Source organism: uncultured Gimesia sp., from assembly GCF_937919775.1.
GTDB lineage: Bacteria > Planctomycetota > Planctomycetia > Planctomycetales > Planctomycetaceae > Gimesia.
The window spans coordinates 1-5,560 of the sequence record NZ_CALFPF010000327.1; the positions used below are offsets into that span (position 1 = coordinate 1).

3 protein-coding genes are annotated in these 5,560 nt (G+C 53.8%); all 3 read left to right on the forward strand.

Annotation, left to right across the window (positions count from 1 at the left end; all coding sequences use genetic code 11):
- Window positions 1-248 precede the first annotated feature (248 nt).
- The 3 genes from Q0294_RS09060 to Q0294_RS09070 all read left to right on the forward strand — a co-directional run bounded on the left by Q0294_RS09060 (window position 249) and on the right by Q0294_RS09070 (window position 5,095).
- Window positions 249-3,497, forward strand: a complete 3,249-nt coding sequence (locus tag Q0294_RS09060) for a LamG-like jellyroll fold domain-containing protein (RefSeq protein WP_299463649.1) — start codon at window positions 249-251, stop codon at window positions 3,495-3,497.
- A gap of 22 nt (window positions 3,498-3,519) precedes the next feature.
- On the forward strand, window positions 3,520-3,747 hold the full coding sequence (locus Q0294_RS09065) for a hypothetical protein (protein WP_299463652.1): 228 nt from the start codon (window positions 3,520-3,522) through the stop codon (window positions 3,745-3,747).
- Between the two features lie 82 nt (window positions 3,748-3,829).
- The gene (locus Q0294_RS09070; RefSeq protein WP_299463655.1) at window positions 3,830-5,095 is read left to right on the forward strand and encodes a lactonase family protein; all 1,266 of its coding nucleotides are present in this window, start codon (window positions 3,830-3,832) and stop codon (window positions 5,093-5,095) included.
- The last annotated feature ends 465 nt before the right edge of the window (window positions 5,096-5,560 follow it).

Genomic DNA, 5,560 nt, shown 5'->3' on the forward strand with positions numbered 1-5,560 from the left:
TTAAATTCCAGCAACCTTGCTTCGCGCGATCTCAGAAATGACAGAGAATCATCGTGCACTGGAAACAAACGTTACTTTTCATTATTGACCGGTCGAGATATCATTCGTGAACCAACTCAGTTTCGATTAATTAAACACACTTTGACTTGAATCTCTGTTTGTCCACTGAATTCCCCATTTGTCTCTCCAATGCCGTCCTTTGGCAATATCCAGGATGATCCATGTTGAATCGAATTTGTTTGATGATAATGACAGTATTGATTTCTTCTGATTTCGTTTCGGGAGATCCGCTGCTCAGTGCTGAAACAACAGCGCAGACATGGCAGACCGGTTATTCCGGCGTCGATTCAAAAGGGCCGCGGGTAATCGGGCATTGGCGCTTCGATGCAGGATCGGAAACGGTTGATTCAGGGCGGCTCGGACTGTCCGGTAAGCTGGATGGCGCAGTTCCTGCAGCCGAGGGAAAGTTTGGCGGGGGAATTGAATCATTCCCCGGCTGGCCGATTGAAGACAAACATCATTCCGTCATGATCAACGATCATCCCGAGCTGAGCCCTGCAGGGGCATTCACGGTTGAAATGTGGATCAAGCCGAAGGCGAAACTGAAAGAGGCGAGTCTGGCCTATCTGCTGGATAAAAAATATGCTTCACAGAATGACTATCAATGGCTGTTGAGTTCCCCCGATCGGGAGGGACGACGGCGGATGACTGTAGTGCTCGGTTTCGGGGAAGATACGGAGACCTTCGTCACCGATTTTCTATCGTTTGAAGAAGGTGTCTGGCAGCATGTGGCGTTCAGTTACGATGCGGCGGGGACCGTGCGGTTTTTTCGCAATGGTTCCTCTATCGGAAACGTGACCCGGCCCGGTCGTTACGGGATTGCAGCGGGTTCGCTGCCGTTAAGCATCGGCGATCGCATCGGCAGCAACTACGGTGGTTTTCCGGGAATCATTGATGAAGTTCGAATCAGTTCGGGAGCGCTCGAGTTTAGTCCCTTGAGAATTTCACTGGCGATTGATCGCCTTGTCTGGCAGCGGTATGAAGCGTCATCCAAGGTGACCGTTTCGGTTCAGAATCAGCAGAAAAAACCGCTAACTGGGGCGAAACTGCGACTGTTCGGCTCCGGTTTTGGCGATCGTACCATTGAGTTACCGGAACTGGCGGGAGGGGGCGAATTTACGCAGCTCATCTCTTTTGATACCTCGCTGCGGCCTGACGATTATCAATTGCACGCGCAGATCAGCATGACGGATGACTACAACATGTCGCGGGAAGAAACCCTGACACTCAAGCTGGTCCCCAGACCGTTGCCAGAACGGATGCCGGTGCTGATGTGGGGGATCGCCAGCCCCGGCGAATTCGCGAAAGAAATGACGCGATTACAGGATCTGGGTTTCAATCAATGCCTCGGATTTTCACCTTCGCCTTACAAAACCTGGGAAGCGGGAAAACCGATACTGGGGGAGAGTCCGGCTCAGGTCCGTGAAGTCAACCAAATGCTCGATACGGCTTTGGCAAATGATTTCGGCATCGCGGCTTCGTTATACGCCGGCTACCTGTTAAAAAAACAGAAAGAACTGGCTCGAGTGGACCGCAAGGGGCAGCCTTATCAGCGGCACGATTGTAATGCCGCCCTGCCGGGACTGGTGGAGTTTTCGGAAAACTTTGGCCGGAGTATTGGAGAAACGTATGGAACCCATCCGGCATTTGTTGCGGCGCTGATCAACAGCGAAGTGAGAGATGATACGCACGTCAGTTTTTCCAAGTTTGATTTTGAGAATTACCGCAAATTCTCAGGACAGGAAATCCCCGAACTGGTGGGTGATAAAATCGGCCCGAACTGGAGTACGATTCCCGATTTCCCCAAAGATCGGGTACTGGCGGACGATCATCCGCTGTTGCAATTTTACCGCTGGTTCTGGACGGTCGGCGACGGTTGGAATCCGTTACACACGGCGTTACACCGGGGGTTGAAGGCAGACGGCCGGGATCGGATCTGGACATTTTACGATCCCGCGATTCGCGTTCCCAGTATTGGCGGCTCGGGTGGAGAAGTCGATGTTCTCAGTCAGTGGACCTACACGGAACCCTCTCCATTACGGGTGGGTTTTTTCTGTGATGAGGTGTTCGCGATGGCTGCGGCTTCGAAAGTACCTCAAGACGTGATGAAGATGACGCAACTTTTCTGGTATCGCTCCTCAAGTGCTCCCAAAAAAACGGGCAAGGCGTTTGTTGCCTCGCCGTTTGACGATCATGATCCCGACGCGGCCTACATTTCCATCGCTCCCATGCATTTGCGGGGTTCCTTCTGGAGCAAAATTTCCAGGCCGGTGCGCGGGCTGATGTATCACGGGTGGTCGTCACTGGTCCCCACAGATGGAACACATGCCTACAAATACACGCAGCCCGATTTGCAGACAGAGTTTCGGCGGTTGCATCGCGAAATCCTCGAACCACTCGGCCCGACGCTGCTGCAGGTGCCCGATCGTCAGACCGATGTCGCTTATCTGGACAGCTTCACGTCGCAGATGTTTGCCCGGCGGGGGAGTTACGGTTATTACCACGATGAAGCCTACCTCACATTGTTGCATGCACAACTGCAGCCGGAGATCATTTTCGAACAGACGCTGGTCGACAAGGGGCTCGATCAATACAAGCTGCTCGTGCTAGCCGACTGCGATGTGCTGACAAAATCGGTGGTCGCAAAAATCCTGGCGTTCCAGCAGAGGGGCGGGATTGTGATTGGCGATCAGAACCTGACCCCGGGAATCAAAGCGGACATCGTGCTGCCCAAATACACAAGGACCAAACGCACGCAGGAAGATCAGGCGAAGATTCTCGAGCATGCGGCCCTGTTACGCACCGAATTGAAGGGGCGTTACAACTGGTACGCAAGTTCTTCAACGCCGGAAATTGTAACACGGACCCGGACCGCCGGGAAAAGTGATTACGTATTTATCGTCAATGATCGTCGGGAATTTGGAACTTACGTCGGACAACACGGACTGGTCATGGAAGACGGTTTACCAGGCGACGCGATACTGACCATACGACGCGACGCCGGGCACGTGTATGACCTGCTGTCTCATCGCGAAGTTGCGACTACGAAATCGGAGGGCGCAGTCAGCTGGCCCGTGCAACTGGGACCATGTGCGGGGGGGCTGTTCCTGGTGACACCCGCGCCGATTTCCGCGGTACAGATCGCCGGTGAGAAAACGGCACAAGCGGGTCAACCGCTGGAGTTGCTGGTCTCGGTAGTCGATCAGACGCAGCAGCCGATTGCGGCGGTGATCCCATTAGAAGTCACAATCACCGATCCGGCCGGAAGGGTTGCCGAATTCAGTGGATACTACGGCGCGGCAGCGGGACAACTTCCGCTGAAACTCGACATAGCCCGAAATGATCACCCCGGCATGTGGCAAATTCAGGTACGGGAATTGGCATCCGGGCTAACCGGCGTCTCGTATTTCCGCGTGCTCGACACAACGCAAAAGTGAGATCCGGATCATCGAATCGCGTTTGCATCTCCTCCCTCCCGCGCAGGACGAAACACTCTTGCGCAAAGCGGGTCCCGCGAACATCAGCCTGTTCTACGCCGTACGCCGGTTTCACATTTCGCGGCGGGGTGGCCTGCGTCTGAAATCGACACGTGGTCATCTGCTGCCAGCGTTGAACCCAACCGTCGCCGATAGCGGCGCAGGCTCGGGTTACATGGCGGCGCACCCGATTAAAACAGCCTGCGATTGAATTTCAGGCCCGCTCTGTTCACAATAGAATCAACTCGCTGCCTGATAATTTCCCATACCCTTACTCTGATTGAATCTCCCTCATGAATCTTCCCCAGCAGTCCCGTCGTGCGTTTCTGAAAACTTCTGTTGCCCTCTCGGGTGCATTTCCGCTTGTCGTCAGCCTGGCTCACGCAGCATCGAAGGCGGCAGGTAAACCACTGATGGCTTACGTCGGCACGTTCAGTTCTCCGCTGCAGGATGTATTAGACACGCAGGTTGACCTGCCCCCCGGCAATGGGCGGGGCATTCATCTGTTCGAAATCAATCGCGAAACCGGGGCGATGACCCCCGCCGGCATTCACCGTATGGGAACCAGCCCCAGTTGTCTGGCCGTCAACTCCGCTGGCACACGCCTGTATTCCACGAACGAAACCGACCGCGTGGGCACAGAAAAGCATGGCTCCGTCAGCGCGTTCAAGATCAACAGAGAAGACGGAAGTCTGCAGCCACTCAACAAGGTCAGTTCCGGCGGTGACGGCCCCACTTATGTGAGCATTCATCCTTCGGGCCGTTTTCTGTTGATTGCCAACTATTTCGGCGGGTCCATAGCAGTACTTCCCATTCAGGAAGATGGCAGCCTGGGAGAGGCGACCGATGTGAAAAACGACGCCGGAAAAATTGGCCCGACGACCGCAACGAACGCCCCCGAAGGCAGCTTCGCCTTCAGCGGACACGATCACACACACGCACATATGATTCAAGCCGATCCCTCAGGACGCTTCGTGCTGCACGTCGATCTGGGTCTGGATAAAATCTTTATCTGGAAGTTCGACGAAAAAACAGGCAAGCTGACCGCCAACGATCTCCCTTCCATCTCGCTCCCTCCCGGCGACGGTCCGCGGCACTTCCATTTCCATCCCAACGGACGCTGGTTCTATTCCATTCAGGAAGAGGGTTCGACCCTGGTTCTGTTCGACTTTGACGCGAAAGCAGGCACGCTGAAACCGCGCCAGACGATTTCTACCTTGCCACCAGAATTCAAAGGGAGCAACTTCTGCTCAGAAATTCTGGTGTCCGACGACGGCAAGTTTGTGTATGCCGGCAACCGTCTGCACGACAGCATCGGCATTTTTGAAATCGGCAAGAACGGCGAACTGACCTTCCTCGGCGAAGAATGGACCCGCGGCAATTACCCCCGCAGTTTCAGTTTCGATCCGACAGGCCAATTCCTGTACTGCTGCAACCAACGGGCCGACAGCGTCGCCGTCTTCAAAGTCGACAAACAAACGGGCAAACTCAATTTCACGAACCACTACGCAGCCGTCGGCAACCCGTCGCACGTCGTGTTTCTCGACCTGGCAAAATAAGAATTCAGCAAATCTGTTTGCTCATCGGGTGCCACTGTTGGCTTGCCCTTAAAATAGAGTTACATAACAGTTTACATGAGTGTTACCCATGTGTCCGAACGTGTGTTACCTATGTGTACGGTCTTTACAGCTTGTCCGACAGTGCTGGTTCAATCCCAGCAAAACACCCAACCCCAGAGATCAAAATGAGAAGTGCGTCTCTCAACAAACTACCCCGATCCGATTCTCACCAACACAAAGTTTCGTGTATTTTCGTGCCGTTCGTGGCAGTAACCACACATTAATGGACCTGACATCTTTTACTCCCTTGCTTTGCAATCTCAAAAGCAGTCGCTGCTCCCTTTCGTCTTGTCTTTGATCGAGATCAGAATGCTTAAACATCGTTTCTTAAATTAATTGAAACTGTTACTGGCATCGGTGTCTTGCGAACGGACCATGCTATTGTATAGTATTGCTCGATGCAAC

Excerpts from the sequence above, each read along its gene's own strand:
- Q0294_RS09060 (WP_299463649.1), top strand. The coding sequence starts at position 249 with ATGACAGTATTGATTTCTTCTGATTTCGTTTCGGGAGATCCGCTGCTC.
- Q0294_RS09070 (WP_299463655.1), top strand. The coding sequence starts at position 3,830 with ATGAATCTTCCCCAGCAGTCCCGTCGTGCGTTTCTGAAAACTTCTGTT.